Below are 18286 nucleotides of genomic sequence, written 5' to 3'. Positions count from 1 at the left end.
AAAAGACGCGTACTATAGCATGCAGCCGCGCGCCTGAAACAGTGATCACCTGCGAGCCACCCGCGTCATGGGAACCGGATCCACGCTTGGCCTTGTTCGTCAGAAGCTCTCCTCGGCGCGGTCTGTCACCGTGCTGACCGGAGCGGGAATCTCTGCCGACAGCGGCGTGCCGACCTTTCGCGGCGCCGACGGCCTCTGGCGGCACTACCGCGCAGAGGATCTCGCCACGCCGGAAGCCTTCGCGCGTGACCCGCGTCTCGTCTGGGAATGGTACAACTGGCGCCGGGAACTCATCGCCACGAAGCGGCCGAATCCGGCACATCAAGCGGTGGCCGCAATGGAGCAACGGTTCACGCAGTTCTGGCTCATCACGCAGAATGTGGACGGGCTCCACCGCGACGCGGGGTCTCAACAACTCTCCGAGATCCACGGCAACATCTGGATGGTCCGCTGCACCCAATGCCGGGGCATCACGGAAAACCGGGACGTCCCGATCGCCATCCTGCCCCTCTGCCAGTCTTGTGGCGGGCTGCTTCGCCCGCACATCGTCTGGTTTGGGGAATCACTTGCGGAAGAGGACATCGAGAAGAGCACGGCCGCGCTGCAGCGCAGTGATATCTGTCTGATCGTCGGCACATCCGGGGTGGTCTATCCGGCGGCGGGATTCGGCGCCATCGCCAAGCAAGCCGGTGCGTTTATCGTGGAGATCAATCTCGACTCGACGCCGCATTCAAGTCTGGCCGACGCCACCCTGCAGGGACGCGCGCGAGATCTCGTGCCCTTGTTACTGGAGACGTGACAACAGTGGCAGGAGTTCGCGGAGGGTCGCGATCGTCGTTCCGCTCGATGCACCAGGCGGCATATCTCTAGCCAGCAGCACCCCGGTCAGCCCGACAGCCACTGCGCCTTTCACATCATCACGCTCGCTATCGCCCACATGCAGCGCGTCTTCTGGGTCCACCGCATGTTTGTCCAACGCCTGCTCGAAAATACGCGCGGAAGGTTTTGCGGCATGGGCGAGGCTCGAAATCGTCACCGTATCGAAGAAGTCCGCGATCTCTAGTCCTCGCAGCACGGAGAACAACCGCGAGTCAAAATTGGAAATAATCCCCAGCTCGTATCCCTGCTCTTTCAAGGTATTCAACACATCCAGCGTTTCCGGAAACAGCCGCCAGGATTCCGATTGCGCAAACCGCGCGAACACCTCTTCAAAAAACTCATCGAACCCCTCAAACATGCCGACGCGGTAAAAGACGTTGTGGACGATATCGAACCACCACAAGCGCTCCGATTGCTTGATGGCGGCAGGCTCCGTCGCGGCGAACACCGGCGGCGGCGCATCGCGAAACGAGCGCGCAAACGCCGCTTTGATCGAGGCCAGCGAGTCAGGCGTTCTGCGGAAGCCATGACGTTCCGCATGCTGAAGATAAATCTCCGCCACGGACCCTTGAATGTGAAACAGGGTATCGGCAGCGTCGAAAAAGACGACCTGAATGCGACTCTGGCTCATCCTGCGAACTCACTCCTCATCTTGGGATCCAAGCCATCACCCGGCAAGGTGGGCGGATTGTATCAGGATGCACAAAACCTCCGCCAGCGCTGTCCCCGCCCACGCTCTCGATGACCTCGTCATCACCAGTGGGATTCGGCGTTTTCTTTGACAGTTGTCAGACCCTTTGTTAGCGTCGCCTCAGAGGGTAGAGCGAGGTATTTCCGATGGGGTCCACCATTTTTGTCATCGACAGCAGTCCCGCCGTGCATCGCATGGTCGAGCAACTTTCCATGCCGGATGGCCATACGGTCAAAGGATTCCACGACGGGCCTTCGGCGCTTGAAGCCGCCCGCGCTCAGAGCCCTGCGTTGATCATCGCCGACTATCATCTGGAAAAGATCACCTTCTCGGGCTTCTGCAAGGAAATCGGGCGACAGGACAATCTGGCCGAGACGCTCATCATCTCAATGGTTGATGCGGCCGATCGCCTGGATGAAAGCAAGTTGCGCTCGCTCGGTGTCCGCGCATTCCTGAAAAAGCCGTTTCAACGCGAGCAACTCCTCGAGACAATCAACACGATCCTGACCGGCACTGCGGGACGTCCCACCGCAAAACCGGCCAAGGCGCGCACGTGGCCCCCGGTTTCCACGGGTACCGACGATGAGGATGAGCAGGAGTTGCCTCAAGACACCGCCGCCGATGAGCCCCCTCGCCATGAGAGGGAGAAGGAACAGGCCACCATGCCCCCATCATCGACACAGCCCGTCTCGGGCTCCACTCCGTCTTCGTCCAGATCCAAGGGGGAAGAGCTCCTGAAGGACCTGGTTGATCATCTGTTGCACTCGACCACGGTTCAAGCCGACAAGACCATCACCACTCTGCTTCCTGGAGCCATCGCCAAAGAAGTCGACGGACAGCTCGGAACCGCATTGAGCAAGGCCGTGCAAGCGGAAGTGCACAAACAGGTCGCAGACGCGATCGCGCCGGAACGTTTGCAGACGAGTCTGCGCGCCATGATTCAAGAGGAATTGAAACGTCAGACCGAGGCACAGCTGGCCAGTGTAGAGGCGACGACCCGCCAGGCCGTCACAGACATCGCGCCCGCACTGGTCGAGCAAGCGGCAGGCACACGACTCGGCGAGCTCACGGACAGCGGCATCCAGAAGCACCTGCCGCATGCCCTGCAGGCTCACCTGGACATGATTACCCAGTTGGTCAAAAAAGAAGTCGAGCACATGGCCGCGAACTGTGCGCGACAGGCGGCCGAGGAGATTGTGCGGGAAATGGCGAAAGACCCGATCCTGCAGGCGGTGCAACGGATCGTTCCAGACGTGGCGGAAACTCAGATCCGGGCCGAGATCACACGATTGAGCTCACCCGACTAACGCCTCGAAGCGTTACCCTCGCTTCACCTTTTTGGCCGCTGCACGGCGGGTCTTGGCCAGCGCCTTCACGCGCGCGACATTCTTCCGGTGCTTCTTCCGAACTTTCCGATCCTTCTCACGTCCCCTCGGCATAGTCTCTCCTTCAACGGTAAACCGGCGCGCTGGCCGGCGAGTTCACTCGACATCGACTGAACCGCCGGATGTATATCACAGGGCTTCACTCCGCTACAACCTTTTGCACCGGCACTGAGGTGCCATCGTTGTCTTGAGAGCCCCGGCAGCACATGTTAAGATGCGCCCGCGCCGCAACGTGCGCGCCTTATGTCCACCCCACAACTCGACAAAACCTACAGTCCGCATGACGTCGAAAACCGCTGGTACCAGCGCTGGATCGACGCCGGCCTGTTTCACGCCGACCCCGCCCATCACGGGCAGCCTTATTCCATGGTGATCCCTCCGCCGAACGTGACGGGATCTCTCCATGTCGGTCATGCCCTGAACAACACCTTGCAAGATATCCTCATCCGCTGGCGTCGCATGCAAGGACGCAATGTGCTGTGGATGCCGGGGACGGATCATGCCGGCATCGCAACGCAAAATGTGGTGGAGCGGCAACTGCAAGCGGAAGGGACGTCGCGAGAAGCACTCGGTCGAGAAGAGTTTCTCAAGCGCGTCTGGAACTGGAAGGAACAATCCGGCGGAACCATCGTCGGCCAGCTCAAGAAGCTGGGAGCCTCCTGCGATTGGCAGCGGGAACGATTTACAATGGACCCCGGTCTCTCCGAAGCGGTCCGCGAGGTCTTCGTTCGCTTGCACCAGGACGGACTCCTCTACCGCGGCGAGCGCTTGATCAACTGGTGTCCACGCTGCCTGACTGCGCTGTCGGATATCGAAGTCGAACACGAAGAGATCACCGGCAAGTTGTATACGATTCGCTATACCCTGGCCGACGATCCTACGCAGTTTCTCCTCGTCGCCACGACCCGTCCTGAAACTCTGTTCGGGGATACGGCAGTTGCCGTGCATCCGGAAGACGAGCGTTTCCGCCACCTGATTGGAAAGCATGTACGGCTGCCATTGACGAGCCGGGCGATCCCGATCGTGGGCGATTCCATCCTGGTCGATCGCGAATTCGGTACCGGTGCCGTCAAGATTACGCCCGCTCACGACTTTAACGACTTCGAAGCAGGTCTGCGCCACGACCTGAAACGGATTAAAATCCTCGATCTCCATGCCCACCTTCGATTGGCTGATTCCCTGGCCGATCCTGCCGTCTCCGAGGCGGTCGAGAATCTTCCCGTGGCAAAGGCTCGCCCGAAGATCGAACAGTTCCTCACCGAGCAGGGATACCTGGAAAAATCCGAGCCCCACAAGATGGCGCTCGGCAAATGTTATCGCTGCAAGACAGTGGTCGAACCATTCTTGTCCGATCAGTGGTTCGTGAAGATCAAGCCGCTGGCCGAACCGGCGATACAGGTGGTCGAAGACGGGCGTGTACGAATCATCCCCGAGGCCTGGAAGAACAACTATCTCGGATGGATGCGGGACATCAAAGACTGGTGCGTCTCGCGGCAGATCTGGTGGGGACACCAGATCCCCGCCTGGTACTGCGAAACCTGCTATGGCACGACATTCCTGCGTCGCAGTTCGGATGGAGCGCCGCTCATTCCTTCTGACGCCGTCGCGATCGTGGCGAAGACGCAGCCGGACGCCTGTCCACAGGGCCACCGTGATGCGCTCGTCCAGGATCCCGATGTCCTGGACACCTGGTTCTCGTCGGCCCTCTGGCCCTTCTCGACCTTGGGGTGGCCCAAGCAAACGCCGGAGTTGAAAGCCTTCTATCCGACCTCGACCCTGGTCACCGGCCTCGACATTCTGTTCTTCTGGGTCGCGCGCATGATCATGATGGGCTTGAAATTCATGGGCGAGGTGCCGTTCCGCGATGTCTACATCCACGCACTGGTCCGCGATGCCGAAGGCCAAAAGATGAGCAAGTCCAAAGGCAACGTGATCGATCCGCTGCATGTGATGGAGCAATACGGCACGGACGCGTTGCGCTTCACCCTGGCGGCTATGGCATCGCCAGGGCGCGACGTGAAACTAGCCGAAGAGCGGATTGAGGGCTACCGGAACTTCACGAATAAAATCTGGAACGCCGCCCGGTTTCTGCTCATGCACCTGGGCGGCGAACGCCGCGACGTCCCGCCGGCGCAACGGTCGTTCCCCGACCGCTGGATTCTCAGTCGCCTGAATGCCGCTATCAACACCGTCACTCAAGAGTTGGAGCAGTACCGGTTCGACCGCGCCTCCAGCGCGGTCTATCAATTCATCTGGCACGAGTACTGTGACAAGTACATCGAGATGGTGAAGCCCGCGCTCAAGGATCCGATTTCCGAACAGGCAAAGACCACGCGGCAAACCTTGGCCGAGACGTACGAAACCATGATGCGGTTGCTGCATCCCTTCATGCCGTTCATTACAGAAGAAATCTGGCAGACGCTCCCGCATGAGGGCACCAGCATCGTCCGCAGGCCCTTCCCGACTACCAGCGTGGAATGGGACTCACCTGAAATCGACCAGGAGTTCGCCCTGCTGGAAGAATGTCGAGCCCTGATGAACCAGCAGCGGGCGATTCTCGGATACCCCGCTGGCAAACGTCTCCACTTCAAGGTGCATGGCAAAACGGAAGCCATTGCCTCGGTTCTTACGAAGCATAAAGAGCTGATTGAATACATGGAGAACGTGGACAATCTCTGGATCGCCAAGACCTTCGACGTTGACAACCCCGGGGGACTCTTGATCTTGACGAGCGGCTCCATCCAAGTGCGGACCTCGATGGAGGACGCGGATCTTGGGAAGGCCGAAGAAAATGTCCAGAAACAAATGAAGCTGCTTCAAAAAGAAGTCGATCGCTCGCAGCAAAAACTCGGCAATCCTGATTTCGTGGCCAAGGCGCCACCTGAAGTATTGACCGACCACCGCGAGCGTCTCCAACGCGAAACTCACATGATTCAACTCCTTCAGCAGGCGCTGGACCAGATCAAGCTGTATACCTTGGAACGAAACCGTATTGAGCGCTCCTAACCCCCAGACGATTCTCAACGCGGTGCGACAGGCGCTCGCCGAAGATCTCTCCCATGGCGACGTCACCACCAGCGCCTTATTTCCCAGCGCGCTTCAAGCTACGGCGACCATTGTTGCCCATCAGCCGATGACGGTGGCAGGCGTGGCCGTTGCCCGCGAAGTATTCCTGGCGGTAGATCCATCCGTGCACATCACCACAGCCGTCAAGGACGGCAGCGCCATGAAGCCTGAGACCTCGGTGCTGACCGTTCTGGGCGATGTACGCTCGTTGTTGATGGCCGAGCGGGTTGCCGTGAATTTTCTCCAACAGCTTTCAGGTATCGCGACACTCACCGCGCAGTTTTGCGCCGCCGTCCGTGGATATCCAACCAGAATCCTCGATACACGCAAGACCACGCCAGGATTACGAGCCCTCGAAAAATGGGCGGTGCAGCTGGGAGGCGGGAAAAATCATCGGTTCTCGCTGGGCGACGGCGTGCTCATCAAGGACAACCACCTCGCGGTGTTACGATCAACCGGCATTGATGTCGCCGGAGCCTGCCGCCTCGCCCGCGCCAATGCTCCGCACGGCCTTCGTATTGAAGTCGAAGCGAAAACCTTGCAGGAAGTGAAAGAAGCCATAGCCGGCAAGGCCGACATCATTCTCCTCGACAATATGTCCCCCGCCCAGGTTCGACAAGCGGTGGCACTCATCAAACAACGGGCACTCGTGGAAGTCTCCGGCGGGATGACCCTGCAGACGGTCGCCGCCATGGCCCAGGCCGGCGCGGATTACATTTCGGTCGGCGCATTGACGCATTCTGCTCCCGCAGCCAACCTCAGCATGGATCTCTCAGTACAGCGAGGACGCCGTGGGCGGTCCCGCTAGCGATTCATCCGCCGATAACCAACTAGACATCGACCGTCTTCATGCCTCCCTGCACACCCGAGCTTTCGGCAGAGTGTTCCGCTATTCAGCCACTACCGCTTCTACCAACGCCGACGCCCTCACGTATGTGCAGCAAGCGGCCGTTCCATCCAATTCACACGGACTGGTGATCCTCACCGACTGTCAAACGGCCGGACGAGGACGACGCGGACGAACATGGCATTCGCCGCCGCAGGGCAATCTGTATTTCTCGGTCATCGCGGTACCTCGAACGGGCGCCACTCGCATGGTCCCTTGGCTGACATGGGTTCCGCTATTGTCTGCCCTTGCGGGGGCCGATTGCCTTTCCGATCAAGCAGGGCTTCCAGTCTCGGTGAAATGGCCGAATGATCTCTTGATCCACGACAAAAAGATCGGCGGGATCCTCTGCGAGCAAACCACCACGGCGGCTAGAACGATGGCTATCGTGATCGGCATCGGCCTCAATATTAATGCAACGCTGAACCACTTCCCCGAGGACCTTCGGCAAGGCGCCACCACCCTCGCTCAAGAAGCGGGACGACAGTTTGATCGCGTGGCACTTCTGGCCGACCTCTTGCTTCGACTCGAGCAACGAATGGATCGCCTCTTCCATGACGGCCCCGGCAGCATGGCCGAAGAATTCGCGCGGCGCTGCTCGACACTCGGCAGAACCGTCCGTGTCACCCTCGAAGAACAAGGCACGGTGGAGGGGATCGCCGAGTCGATTGGCCCGGACGGCTGCCTTCGCCTACGGGTGAGATCGAACGACTCTCCGACCCTCTCCCCGACATTGTTGGAAATCAGGAGCGCCGAGGTCGTTCATCTGCGGGGGTGAAATCCTGCTTCAGCTTGGGGTAGAGTGACGTCACGATGCTATTGGCAATCGACATCGGGAATACGAACGTAGTCTGCGGCCTCTTCAACGGCTCAACCTTGCAGGCACATTGGCGTCTGGCCACCGAGTCCCGACGCACCGACAATGAATACGGCATCCTGCTGCTGAATTTGCTCCAGAATGCGGGCTTTACTCCCGATCAAATCACCGGCTGTATCCTCTCCAGTGTCGTACCAGCGCTGACCGCAACCTTCGACTCACTGGTGCAGACCTATTTTCACAAGACCCCGGTGATCGTCGGTCCGGAGACAGATTCCGGCTTGACCCTGCGCTATGCCAATCCAAAGGAAATCGGAAGCGATCGTATCGTCAATGCTGCCGCCGCCCATGCGCGGTACCATTCCGATCTGATTATCGTGGACTTCGGCACCGCCACCACTTTCTGCGCCGTCACAAAATCGGCGGAGTACCTCGGCGGCGTCATCGCACCGGGGCTGGGGATCTCCGCGGATGCCCTTTTCGCCCGTACCGCGAAGTTACCCAAGGTTGAAATCATCCGGCCCAAAACCATTATCGGCAAGGATACGATCGGAGGCATTCAGAGCGGCCTCCTGTTCGGCTACGTGGGACTGGTCGATGGCATTGTGCGGCGCATGGAACGGGAACTCGGCCGCACGTCGAAAGTGGTGGCCACCGGCGGCCTGGCCACCGTCATTGCGCAGGAGACGGAAACGATCCAGGAGGTGCTCCCCTTCCTCACGCTCGAAGGTTTGGCGTTGTTGTACCAACGCAACCGCCTCACCTAGAGACAGCTCCACCGTCCGCCGCTGTAACCTCGATCAAACCCCTAGGGATCTGAAAAAACAAAGTTTTCTTTTTTGTGCCCGTTGACTTCCCCTCACGTGTGGCTATCTCACTCCCAATCAAAGGTGGAATCAATGGCTGAAGATCAGAAGAACATGCACAGTATCGACAACTTAGACGATTCAGACGAGGCCTCATCGAGCACGAATGACGGGGCGGGAGAGCTACAGCAGGCGCTGGACGCCAAGGCCGACGAATGCAAAGCCCTCAATGAAAAGTATCTTCGGCTGGCCGCGGAGTTCGACAATTACAAGCGACTCGCACAGCGCGATCAGCGAGAACAGATCAAGTTCGGCAACGAACAGATTCTCAAGGAACTGCTCCCGGTGGTCGACAACCTCGAGCGAGCCATCAAGTCGGCCAAGGGAACTGGAACCGTTGATGCCCTGACAGAGGGAGTGGAACTGACCTTGAAACAACTGGCCGGCGCCCTCACCAAATTCGGTGTCAAAGCCGTCGAGAGCGTCGGACAGGCCTTCGACCCGGCGACACAACAGGCGGTCGCGCAGGTTCCATCGGACACCGTTCCTGAAAATCATGTCGTGGAAGAGTATCAAAAGGGCTATCTCCTCCAGGACCGCATCCTTCGGGCAGCCATGGTGACCGTCTCCACCGGAGCGGCGAATTAAGGCAGCCAGGCGGATGTCTTGGGCATTTCACGAGAGACACTGGCACAATCGTTCATGTATTGATATTTTTTGCGAAGGAGCCAACCCATGGGCAAAGTTATCGGAATCGACCTCGGCACGACAAACTCTTGCGTGGCCATTATGAGCGGTGGAGACCCGGTCGTCATCGCCAACGCAGAGGGCAGTCGCACGACCCCTTCTGTAGTCGGCATCACGGACAAGAACGAGCGCTTGGTCGGACAGATTGCCAAGCGGCAAGCCATCACCAATCCCGAAAACACCATCTTCTCCGTGAAGCGCTTGATGGGCCGAAAATTCAAGAGCAAAGAAGTCCAGGAAGCCATGAAGCGGCTCCCCTACAAGGTGGTGGAAGCGGACAACGGCGACGCACACGTGGAATTGCGCGGCAAGCGCTACAGCCCGCCGGAAGTCTCTGCCATGATTCTGCAGAAGATGCGGCAGACGGCCGAAGACTATCTCGGAGAAAAGGTCACGGAAGCCGTGGTCACAGTGCCGGCCTACTTCGATGACAGCCAACGCCAGGCCACGAAGGATGCCGGGCAGATCGCCGGACTCAACGTGCTACGTATCATCAATGAACCGACAGCGGCTTCGTTGGCCTACGGCCTCGACAAGAAAAAAGATGAGCGCATCGTGGTGTACGATCTTGGCGGCGGTACCTTCGACGTGTCCGTCCTCGAGATCGGCGACGGCGTGTTCGAAGTGAAGTCCACGAACGGCGACACCTATCTCGGTGGCGACGACTTCGATGAGCGGGTGATGGATTGGCTGGTCGAAGAGTTCAAAAAGGATCAAGGCATCGACCTGCGCAAGGACCGTATGGCCTTGCAGCGCCTGAAGGAAGCGGCCGAACGGGCAAAGATCGAACTCTCATCTTCTCAGGAGAGCGAAATCAATCTGCCGTTCATCACGGCTGACGCCAGCGGACCAAAGCACCTAGTCACGAAGCTGACCCGTGCCAAACTGGAACAGTTGGTGGGTGATCTCATTCAGAAAACCATTGAGCCCTGCCGGAAGGCCTTGGCCGATGCCGGCGTGAGCGCCAAGGACATTCAGGAAGTCGTCCTGGTCGGCGGCATGACCCGTATGCCGAAAGTCATCCAGGTCGTGAAGGAATTCTTCGGGAAAGAACCGCATCGCGGCGTGAACCCCGACGAAGTCGTCGCGATCGGCGCCGGCGTCCAGGGCGGCGTCCTCAAAGGCGAGGTCAAGGACGTGCTGTTGCTCGACGTAACCCCGCTGTCCCTGGGCATCGAGACATTGGGCGGTGTGTTCACGAAACTGATTGAACGCAACACGACGATCCCGACGAAGAAGAGCCAGGTGTTCTCCACGGCTGCCGACAACCAGACCGCCGTCACCATCCGAGTCTTCCAGGGCGAACGTGAAATGGCGAACGACAACAAGCTTCTGGGACAGTTTGATCTCGTCGGCATTCCCCCCGCCCCGCGCGGCATGCCGCAGGTGGAAGTGTCCTTCGACATCGATGCCAATGGTATCGTCCACGTCGCCGCGAAAGATCTGGCGACGCAGAAGGAACAGTCCATCAAGATCACGGCGTCCAGCGGACTCAGCAAAGAGGAAGTGGACAAGCTGGTCAAGGACGCACAGTCTCATACGGAAGATGACAAGAAGCGCCGCCGGGTGGCTGAAGCCCGCAATCAGGCCGACTCTCTGCTGTACAGCACCGAGAAGAATCTGAGCGAGCATGGCGATAAGATCGGCGAAGACGACAAGACCAAGATCACCGAAGCGATCGCCGGGCTCCGCAAGGCGATGGAGGGAGATGATCCCGCCGCCATCGAGACAGCGACGCAGACGTTGACCACGGCTTCCCATAAACTGGCTGAGGAGATGTACAAGAAGGCCTCAGCAGCGGCCGGTGCCGGTGCAGCCGAAGCAGGAGCTTCGACCGGGGATGCCGGCGCACAGGCCAAGACCGACGAGAAGGTCGTGGACGCGGAATTCGAAGAAGTCGACAAGGACAAGAAATAAGCTTCTCACTGTATGCAGGACCGAGCTTCACCAGAGAGTGCGGCTCGGTCCTGTTGCACCTTAGAACGGGTAACCCTCTTCCGTGGCTAAACGCGATTATTACGAAACGCTCGGCATCGAACGGAACGCGACCGACGACGAAGTCAAAAAGGCCTTTAGGAAACTCGCTCGCCAACATCACCCCGACCTCCATACGTCTCCCGAACACAAAAAGTCCGCTGAAGAAAAGTTCAAAGAACTGAACGAAGCCTACGAAGTCATCAGCGACCAGGAGAAACGGCGCCGGTACGATACGTTCGGCCATGCCGGCGGACCACAGGGCGCTGAGGGATTCGACTTCGGTGGACAGGGCGGCTTCGGCGATATCTTCAACGATATCTTCGAAGACTTTTTCGGTCAGCCCCGCGGCCGCGCGCGGGCCGAGCGCGGCAACGACCTCCAATACAATCTCGAACTCACCTTCGAAGAATCGGTTTTCGGGAAAGAAGCGAAGCTCAAGATTCCTCGCTGGGAAACTTGTGCAGACTGCAAGGGAACCGGCGCCAAGTCCGCCACCGCCATCAAGATGTGCCCGGCCTGTAAGGGCCAGGGTCAGATGCGCTTCCAGCAGGGGTTCTTCAGCGTCAGTCGCCCCTGCGGTCAGTGCGAAGGCGCGGGACAAATCATCACCGAACCCTGCCAGACCTGCAGCGGCCGTCAGCGCATCCGTAAGGAGCGTATGCTCTCCGTTCAAATTCCCGGCGGCATCGAAACCGGAATGCGTCTACGTCTCGCCAACGAGGGTGAGCACGGCGTACAAGGTGGCCCCCCCGGAGATCTGTATGTCGTGGTCAATGTGAAACCACACCCCCACTTCCGACGAGAAGGCCAGGACATTGCCGCGGATTTACCCATCAACCTCGTGACCGCAATTCTGGGCGGTCGCGTGGAAGTGCCCACACTCAAGGGCAACACCTTCATGAAAATTCCTGCCGGCACACAGCCTGACAAGATCCTGAAGCTCAAGGGACTCGGTTTTCCGAACCTCAAGGGCGGCCATACCGGCGACCAGTTATTCAATGTCAAAATTGAGATCCCCACGAAGCTCAGTGCCAGACAGAAAGAACTCTTGGAAGAATTCGCGAAGGAAAGCGGCTACACGAAAGACAGCGAGGGCGAAGGTTTCCTGGACAAGATGAAAACATTCTTCGAATAGTCGACTGCACTCCCCCGCCTGACAGGCCGACCACCATGCCGGCTTTTTTTATCGAGTCGTCCCAGATCCGCGGACAAACACTTACCCTCAGCGGTGAGCTTTGTCATCATCTGCGCGCCAGCTTGCGCGTCAAGCCAGGAGAAGTGCTCCGGCTGACTGATGGGCAGCGTCGTCGCTATCAGGCACGCGTCACCGCGGTGACCCCGCAGACGTTGACAGCAGAGATTCTCGACTGTCGGCTAGGACAGACCGACACAGCACCGGGTGTGCTCCTCGCGCAAGCCCTGCTCAAAGGCGACCATATGGATTGGGTGGTGCAGAAAGCGAGCGAGTTGGGCGTGCGCACAATTCTGCCGCTCATCGCTCGGCACGGGGTTGTGCGCCCACAACCGGAACGGGTCTCCGCCCAGGTCGCTCGCTGGCAGCGCATTGCCACCGAAGCCGCGCAACAATCGGAACAATGGCAGCCGCCGCGGGTACTTGATCCGCTAGACATGCGCCGATTTTTCACTACCCACTCGGCAAACTGCGCACTGCTGTTGGCCGAGCGACAGGAGACCATGGGCCTTGCTCACGTGCCGCTGCCGACGCGACCAACCGACACGCTGGCGCTACTCGTCGGACCTGAAGGGGGATGGGCGGAAGAAGAAATCTCCCTGGCCATGGAGGGACAGTGCCGCGCAGTAAGTCTGGGCGAGCATATTCTGCGAGCGGATACCGCGGCAGTGACGGCACTCAGTATCGTGCAGAGTCGATTGGGACGATTGGGGTAGAGACGCGGAGGCGCTGCGAGCGGTTACTTCTTTGCTGCATTAATCGAAATGATCGTGCCCCCTTCGCCACCGGCCCATCCCGCTGTCGCGCGAGGGAAACTGAGAGACATCAGAGAACGTTTCACTGGGCTGGTCTCTTCCACCCAATTATACCCTGCATCGCTGGTTCGCAGGATCTGCCCGTGCTCTCCCACAATCCACCCCTGTTGCGGATCCGTGAACCGCACACGAATGAGATCCGTGAGTTTGTTACAGGTCCTCCCACAAGGCAAGGTACGATCGATCCAATGGGTTCCGCCGTCAGTTGTTTGAAACAACGCTCCGGCGTTACCGACCGCCCAGCCGTTGGCCTCATCCGCGAAGGCCACATCAAAGAACGTGGCTGAACTTTGGCTGACCTGCGTCGCCCAATTTTTCCCGCCGTCTGCAGTCGTCAAAATCGTGCCTAACGCCCCCACGACGATGCCCTGCTGTTCGCTGGTCAGAGCAATGGCATAGAGGGCTGCGCTGGTGCCGCTGGCTTGATCCGCCCAATTCTCCCCGCCGTCGGTGGTTTGCAAAATGGTGCCGTTCCCGCCAACCATCCATCCCTTCATTGGAGATGCAAAAGCGATCCCATAGAGCGGCGCCTGAGTCGACACGATAAGGACGGTCCAGGTCTCTCCCCCATCCTTGCTCATTCTCACCGTACCATTCGCCCCGACCACCCAGCCGCGCTGCGCATCACGAAAATACACGGCCGTCAGAAGAGAGGTGGTGCCGCTGGAGACTTTCTTCCACTTGTGGCCGCCGTCGGTCGTTTTCAGGATCGTTCCACCAGACCCGACCGCCCAACCAAGCTGATGGTCGTGAAAAAACATCCCCAACAGCGTGGCCTCGGACCCGCTTTTTTGCATGGCCACGGTGACCGACGCATCGGGAGCAGCAGCCTCAACCGTACCAACGGACAGCAGGGTCACGAGCGAACAGAACAGGACAGCCAACGTACGCAAGATAGAATGCCTCAATGAAAGTGAGAGTTGTCGGGGTTAGGGTTTCGCCAATAGCTTGCATCGGGCAACCCGGACGGTTGGATCGTAAAGGTGCCGGCTTCCAGGGTCAGCCACTTTTTGGGCGTGCAGCAGGATCCATCCGGCAGCAAGTCCCACGATCCACGCCGCACGACGAGCGGCCCGGAGGTCAGGTCCGGATTGAATTCACCAAGTTTCCCCACTCCGTACGAGTGGCGATGAGGAATTTTGACCTTGATTTCCGTATCCGTCCAGGATTGGACGATCGCCCCGACGCCGTTGAACAGGACTTCGGTACGCGACACATTCTCGCCCAACTCCGGAGCCACTCGGGCATAAACGCTGTCCGTGATGACCTTGCTCGGCTCTGCGGTCTTTAAAAACTTGCCGAACCCGCTCCCCTTGATGGTCACCAACTCGTCGAGCCCCCCGGTATTGGGGCTGTACGAATCGATCTTCGGCGTAACGAGCGTAAAGTTCCCGACCGGCGTCTCCAGCACCTGTTTATCGGCACAACAGGTGCCGTCCGGCTTCGGCATATTGGCGGCGCGTTTCACGACCACCGGACCACTCTTCGCGCTGAACGGGACCCAGATATCGATGCGGTCATGCCCCCATCGATAGACGATCGCCTGCACCCCGCCGATTTCGACGGTGTTCTCGCTCAACGAAAAATCGATATAGTTAAAGGGCGTAGACCCGGCCTCCGAATAAAACCCAAAATTCTCCCCGGTAATTTTCAACAACGTGCCGATAGGCGCCTCGGCCGGAGTCAGCGCCGTGGCCTTCGGTGTCTGTACGGTGTAGGTCCCGATGGCCCGCTCCTGCCCGTTCCGCTTCATTACGACAGGACCGGTTTGGGCATCCAGCGGCACATGCACCACAATGGTCGTATCCGTCCACTGCGACACCGTGGCCAGATGGCCGCCAAAGAGCACGCCATCCTCAGGGTTCCTGCTCGTCCCGAACCCTTTGCCGAACAGCACCACTTTCGTGCCGACCGGTCCGCTCGTGGGATCGACCCGCACCGACGCCAGCACCTTCATCGGCATTGAATTGCTCACCACCTGCTTGACCGGCGCACAGCAAGACCCGTCCGGCAAGGGATCGGACGACGCCATGCGAATCACCACATCTCCCGACTGCACATTGCCCGGCAGTTCCACTTCAATCTTCTCGTCGCGCCACTTGCGGACACGCACTGTCACATCGCCCACGGCCACGCTATTGACGCCGAAAATCGTGTTCGGGTCGCGCGGGCCAGGCGTATTGCCGAAATGCTCTCCGGTAATTTCCAGAATCGAGCCCGGTTCGGCTTCAGCCGGGGACACCGAGTGAATCGCAGGTTGCAGCCGGGTGAACGAGCCGGCCTGCACATGCTTCTTCCCGATGATGACCTCGACGGGTCCATTCGCAGCTTGTGACGGCACACGCACCTCGATGAGATCCGCATCCCACCGCTGAATCAGCGCGGGCACGCCCTGGAACATCACCTGATTGAACCGGGTCGATTTGAACGGACCGAACCCTTTGCCGGTGATCGACAGCGTGGCGCCAGGGACGGCGGCAGCGGGATGCAACGCCGGTGGTTCTGCTTTGGCGGCCAGGGAATCGACGGAATTCGCCACGAGGGCCAAGCCGATGAGGGCACAAGTCATATATTTCATGGGAGTCACTCCCTACCGATACCCTTGAATGGGCCTGTCGAACAGGCCGGGTGAGGATGAAATGATGATACACCAGATAAAACGCCCCGCACGTGGCACACAAACCCCACGCAACTGAGGCAACGAAGCCGGATGGGGGTGTCGTATCAAACCAGGGGACTTCCGGACTATAACAAGCGGTTTTTTTTGATGTCAAGGCAAGCGCCGGCGGCAGGAAGGCAACCGAAAACAGGAGAGTCAGGCTCGCACGTGCACCAATACTTCCAGTTCGATGGCGGCATGCAGGGGCAGCTCAGCCGCGCCCAACGCGACTCGTGCATGCCGTCCCGCCTCGCCGAAAATCTGCACCAGCAAATCGGACGCGCCATTGATCACCGCGGGCTGCTGCACAAATCCGGTGGCCGAGGCCACATGGCCCACGACCCGCACGATACGTTGCACACGATCCAATGAACCAAGCTCGTGTTTCACGACCGCCAAGGCGTTGAGCAGAGCCAATCTCGCCGCTTCGGCGCCACGTTCCACCGTCACCTCCTGCCCCAGCTTGCCCGTGATCGCCACCTGTCCGTCACGAAATGGCAAGATACCGCTCAAAAAGAGCAGGTCACCGACAAGCACCGCCGGAACGTAACTGGCCACCGGTTTCGGCGGAGCCGGGAGTGTGAGACCGAGACTCTTCAATTTCTCGTCAATCGACACGATAAATCCTTTCTTCTTCACGCACTCCAGCGACGATCAGGCACGCGAGAGTCGACCGTCTGATTTCCAAGCCTATAGCAAACCTCGGACAATGAGCTGTACGTATACGTCATCCAGGGGCCACCAGGCAAGATAAGCCGGTCCGGCATGCATCAAAGAAACAGGCGAGGAAATGGGCGCATCGACAGCAAATCCGATCCTATGCTATATATTGCCTATATATCCACTCCGAGGGAGGCCACCATGCCGTCCACGATGGTCCAAGTCCCCATCCTCATGAGCCCCGGCCAAAAACGCCGGCTGGCACAAAAAGCGAAAGCCGCCAATCTCACCATGGCAGAACTGCTTCGCGAAGGGGGCGAGCGGTACGTTCCAGCCGATGATCCGGCGCTCCTGGATCACATGGCCAAGCAAGTCATCCGGGAGACAAAGAAAACCATTCGCGCCATCGACAAAACCCTCGCCCTCGTGGCGGAGTCGGAAGCGCGCATGCTGGCGCTCTCCAAGACCCGCAAGAAGGGGTGACGATGGGACTCACCGAACGCGTGTGGGATGCCTTCGCCAACACCATCAAGCTGAACGACAAGGTGGAGCAACTCAACACCACGGTCGCCAAACAGCAGTCGCACATTGAAGACCTGAACGCCCGCGTGATTCGACTCGAAGCCGCGCTGGAATTTGCGCTCCACGCGCAACGCTCCCGGCGCCTGCCCCCATCAAGCCGTTAGCCCTCATCCAAATCACACAGGCCCACTGGAGATGCTGCGGCGAGACGTGTCGTTGGTGTCCGTCTTTCTGGTGAGATTCCCGTTGTCGTCGTGCTCATACACGAAGTTGGCATCGGCGGTTAGCTGATTGCCTGGGTTGACCACACTCCCGCCCGTCGTTCGGTTGCCGACCGCGTCATAGGCAAACGCCTGCGGATCGAGCAGCAGCGGGACTGGCACTGGTGAGCAGATCCAATTGATCGTACCCGGAGGCCTAGCGCCTCGGCGGTCCGTCAGACTGATCTGACTCCTCACGCCGTTGTAGAGATAGTCCGCTTTGTTGATCTGCGTACTTGTGGCCATGAGCTGATGCAGGATGTTGGTGACCTGACTGGAGGGATCGTAGGATAAGCCCATTATAATTTTGAGCAGTCTAGCCCTGCCACTTCCCGTAGAAGCTGATCTTGTCAATGAGTTCTCGATGAGTGGTGGCGGCCCTGATTTCCCTTGAGAACTCCGAGGCTGACTGATCGCTTTGGGTGTACCATTCGTTCGCTGTTACTAGTTTGACAATTAGGTCTTTCGCTTCATGTAGAGGCAATGAAGAAGGGAATCCTACTCTGACATCGACAATAGTCTCCCGAGAGGGCCGGAACCATCTGAAGGGATTCCAGCTGTGCCTTACCCTCGTAACATCCAATAACGGGTAGCGATTCCCCGATGAATCGATAATGAAGGCCTCTCGCCGGAAATCGCCATCATCAAAATACTTTTGGGACATCAGGCGCAGTTCTTTTTCAGAAGAAAACTTTCTAATATGGCAGCGATTGACTCTCAGAATTGGATATTCCACAGCTCGTCCTTATTCGCAACCACACTTACTCGCAGCCTGATCCGCAGTGGCCTGCTGCCGGTTTCAAAGACACCGAGTTAGGTGTATGAAGGAACCTGGAGGTGGGCATGGCGCGACGCACGTTTACGCGAGAGTTTAAGCTGGAGGCCGTGAACCTGGTTCGAGAGCGGGGGGTGACCATGGCGCAG

At 58.9% G+C, this 18286-nt stretch carries 17 protein-coding genes; 12 read left to right on the top strand and 5 right to left on the bottom strand.

Annotation, left to right across the window (positions count from 1 at the left end):
* Positions 1–67 precede the first annotated feature (67 nt).
* A complete protein-coding gene (locus JNL86_17195) occupies positions 68–799 on the top strand; it encodes an NAD-dependent deacylase (GenBank protein ID MBL8044647.1) in 732 nt (243 codons plus the stop codon).
* Here JNL86_17195 and JNL86_17190 read toward each other — a convergent pair.
* A complete protein-coding gene (locus tag JNL86_17190; GenBank protein MBL8044646.1) occupies positions 785–1510 on the bottom strand; it encodes an HAD-IA family hydrolase in 726 nt (241 codons plus the stop codon). The two genes, JNL86_17195 and JNL86_17190, sit on opposite strands and share 15 nt — an antisense overlap.
* Before the next feature lie 206 nt (positions 1511–1716).
* Here JNL86_17190 and JNL86_17185 point away from each other — a divergent pair, with 206 nt between their 5' ends.
* From JNL86_17185 to JNL86_17145, 9 genes are all read left to right on the top strand, one after another.
* Entirely contained in the window at positions 1717–2877 is a 1161-nt protein-coding gene (locus JNL86_17185) for a response regulator (protein MBL8044645.1), read from the top strand.
* A 321-nt stretch (positions 2878–3198) separates the two neighbouring features.
* Complete coding sequence (locus JNL86_17180) at positions 3199–5961, top strand: valine--tRNA ligase (protein MBL8044644.1); 2763 nt, start codon at positions 3199–3201, stop codon at positions 5959–5961.
* Positions 5948–6829 (top strand): carboxylating nicotinate-nucleotide diphosphorylase, encoded by an 882-nt coding sequence (nadC, locus tag JNL86_17175; protein MBL8044643.1) that lies wholly within the window; start codon positions 5948–5950, stop codon positions 6827–6829. The genes JNL86_17180 and nadC overlap by 14 nt, the downstream gene beginning before the upstream one ends.
* A complete protein-coding gene (locus JNL86_17170) occupies positions 6813–7685 on the top strand; it encodes a biotin--[acetyl-CoA-carboxylase] ligase (GenBank protein MBL8044642.1) in 873 nt (290 codons plus the stop codon). Before nadC ends, JNL86_17170 begins: the two co-directional genes overlap by 17 nt.
* Positions 7686–7720: 35 nt before the next feature.
* Complete coding sequence (locus tag JNL86_17165; GenBank protein ID MBL8044641.1) at positions 7721–8491, top strand: type III pantothenate kinase; 771 nt, start codon at positions 7721–7723, stop codon at positions 8489–8491.
* Between the two features lie 132 nt (positions 8492–8623).
* Positions 8624–9178 (top strand): nucleotide exchange factor GrpE, encoded by a 555-nt coding sequence (gene grpE, locus JNL86_17160; protein MBL8044640.1) that lies wholly within the window; start codon positions 8624–8626, stop codon positions 9176–9178.
* 87 nt (positions 9179–9265) lie between these two features.
* On the top strand, positions 9266–11194 hold the full coding sequence (gene dnaK, locus JNL86_17155; protein MBL8044639.1) for a molecular chaperone DnaK: 1929 nt from the start codon (positions 9266–9268) through the stop codon (positions 11192–11194).
* Positions 11195–11276: 82 nt separating this feature from the next.
* Complete coding sequence (gene dnaJ, locus JNL86_17150) at positions 11277–12389, top strand: molecular chaperone DnaJ (protein ID MBL8044638.1); 1113 nt, start codon at positions 11277–11279, stop codon at positions 12387–12389.
* A 35-nt stretch (positions 12390–12424) separates the two neighbouring features.
* Positions 12425–13162, top strand: coding sequence for a 16S rRNA (uracil(1498)-N(3))-methyltransferase (locus JNL86_17145; protein ID MBL8044637.1), 738 nt, complete (start codon positions 12425–12427; stop codon positions 13160–13162).
* A gap of 23 nt (positions 13163–13185) precedes the next feature.
* Here the strand turns inward: JNL86_17145 and JNL86_17140 are convergent, their stop codons facing one another.
* The 3 genes from JNL86_17140 to JNL86_17130 form a co-directional block, all read right to left on the bottom strand.
* Positions 13186–14154 (bottom strand): hypothetical protein, encoded by a 969-nt coding sequence (locus tag JNL86_17140; GenBank protein MBL8044636.1) that lies wholly within the window; start codon positions 14152–14154, stop codon positions 13186–13188.
* An 11-nt stretch (positions 14155–14165) separates the two neighbouring features.
* Positions 14166–15839, bottom strand: a complete 1674-nt coding sequence (locus tag JNL86_17135) for an IPT/TIG domain-containing protein (GenBank protein MBL8044635.1) — start codon at positions 15837–15839, stop codon at positions 14166–14168.
* A 237-nt stretch (positions 15840–16076) separates the two neighbouring features.
* Positions 16077–16538 (bottom strand): RidA family protein, encoded by a 462-nt coding sequence (locus JNL86_17130; GenBank protein ID MBL8044634.1) that lies wholly within the window; start codon positions 16536–16538, stop codon positions 16077–16079.
* A gap of 243 nt (positions 16539–16781) precedes the next feature.
* Between JNL86_17130 and JNL86_17125 the strand changes: the two genes are divergently transcribed.
* Both JNL86_17125 and JNL86_17120 read left to right on the top strand, forming a co-directional pair.
* A complete protein-coding gene (locus JNL86_17125) occupies positions 16782–17063 on the top strand; it encodes a hypothetical protein (protein MBL8044633.1) in 282 nt (93 codons plus the stop codon).
* Between the two features lie 2 nt (positions 17064–17065).
* The gene (locus JNL86_17120) at positions 17066–17266 is read left to right on the top strand and encodes a hypothetical protein (GenBank protein ID MBL8044632.1); all 201 of its coding nucleotides are present in this window, start codon (positions 17066–17068) and stop codon (positions 17264–17266) included.
* 12 nt (positions 17267–17278) lie between these two features.
* Here the strand turns inward: JNL86_17120 and JNL86_17115 are convergent, their stop codons facing one another.
* Positions 17279–17608: a hypothetical protein gene (locus tag JNL86_17115; protein ID MBL8044631.1), complete on the bottom strand. Its 330-nt coding sequence runs from the start codon at positions 17606–17608 to the stop codon at positions 17279–17281.
* Between the last annotated feature and the right edge of the window lie 678 nt (positions 17609–18286).

It is taken from the genome of Nitrospira sp. (genome assembly GCA_016788885.1).
GTDB lineage: Bacteria > Nitrospirota > Nitrospiria > Nitrospirales > Nitrospiraceae > Nitrospira_A.
Note: the sequence above shows the minus strand (reverse complement) of the source record. Positions and strands in the feature narration are given on the sequence as shown.